Origin of the sequence: Acidithiobacillus albertensis, from assembly GCF_001931655.1 — a bacterium.
Classification (GTDB): Bacteria; Pseudomonadota; Gammaproteobacteria; order Acidithiobacillales; family Acidithiobacillaceae; genus Acidithiobacillus; species Acidithiobacillus thiooxidans.
On the sequence record NZ_MOAD01000100.1, the window covers coordinates 1 to 1653 of the forward strand.

Genomic DNA, 1653 nt, shown 5'->3' on the forward strand with positions numbered 1-1653 from the left:
GCAGAATCTTCAATGGCGATCTCCTGACCATCCGCGCGCAGGAGAACCGTATGGTTGGCCAGCCCCACGATCCGGCCTTCCTGCAAGACTCTGCGGATGGGGTTTTCTACCGGAAGGTGATCCCCCTCATGGGCGATGTGGAAAACCGTTTCGAGCGGTTTTCCCAGAAGGTCTGAGCGTGCAGAACCCAGCATGGATTCAGCCACGGGATTGATATCTGTGACCCGACCTTGGGTGTCGGTCGTTATCACCCCGTCACCAATGGAATGGAGGGTGACTTCCGCCCGCTCCTTGGCCTCCCACAACCTCAAATCATGGGCCGATCTTTCACGCTGCCGGTCTTCGCCGATGCGGCGAAAGGTCCAATAGCCGAAGGTAGAAAGCAGCAGCAGAGCCAGCATGGCCGCCAAAGGTCCGGTCATCCGATTCCACCAGGTGGCCAGCAGAAAGGAACGTGGCAGTCCCACACCGGCTACCAGCGGATAGCCTCGCACCTGGTTCCAGGCCCCGAGACGCCATTGATTGAACGCCGTAGCCAGGCCATAAAAGCTGGCAGAGCGGGCCTGGGGGTGCGCCCGGATGGACTGGACGGCAATGCCGTTTTGGGGTGCACCAAAGGGGCTTTGTGTGGGCAGCGGATAGAGGCTTTCCAGAAAGCCATCCCGGCGCAGCAGAAAGACCGAACTCAAGGCAGGAAGCGGCAGATTGCGCCAAAAAGGGAATTGGCCGTGCTGCAAGGGCAGCAGGGCCACCATGTTGGTCACTACGGAATGTCGATAGGGGGTCCCTTGGGCCCCCAGGAAAAGCGGGACCACCCAATGTGGATGTTGGGGGTGTCCCGGATTACGCACCGGCAAAGGAGGACCGACGCAGAGGTCGGAAGCCTGTCTACAACGCTGGATCAGTTGCCGCTGCTGGTCCGTAATCCGGGAACGGGCATCCGGCGATGCCGGGAGTGAAAGCAAGGTCCGCAGCAGTCCCTTGTCCATCCCGGCAGTGACCACCCCGTCAGCTGCCGCACGCACACCGACACTATTGAAATCGGGATTGAGGACCAGGTAGTCCTGCAATTTTTCGTGAATCGCCAGAGGCGTGCCATCGGCTCCTGTGCCCGTGTCCTGACCCAGCATGGCCAATGAAGACTGGGTGCCCTTGAGAAATAAATGCGTGCCATCCGCCACAGCGGCTGCCAGCACCCGCAAGTTGGTGCTGTATTCCCGGCAAACATCCTGCCATGTTTCATAGGCCAAGCCTCCCCCAGCCAGCAGAACGATGACCACAAACAAAAGCCAGGCACGCAATAACCAGGGTAGCATCGGTATCAATCTACCTTGGAGAAGCGGACATCATGAGTAAGCACTTTCTACGGCATCCTTTCACATGCACGAGTAATGTTTCATAAATAGTACAGGTTGGGGAATTTACCACGAAACCCGCCGCACCTTATCCTGCGTTTCTGCAGTTGTCATACAGGCTTTTGCAAAACCAGGGGGGACGCGGTGCTCCACTCGTTGCGGTAACAATAAATCCATACCGGCGCTTAGCGCTTAGTCCGTCATTTCCGTGGCATATAGGTAAAGGGCATGGCGCGCCAGGCGGCCTACCGAACTGGGATGACCACTCAAAAGCCGCCACTGACGCAACGCCCAAAAG

Annotated in this window: 1 protein-coding gene; it reads right to left on the bottom strand. The window is 58.2% G+C overall.

Going from position 1 to position 1653, the window contains the following annotated elements:
- Positions 1-1316: PAS domain-containing protein (locus BLW97_RS20155; protein ID WP_143214996.1), on the bottom strand; the 1316-nt coding region annotated here is incomplete at its 3' end.
- Positions 1317-1653: the final 337 nt, after the last annotated feature.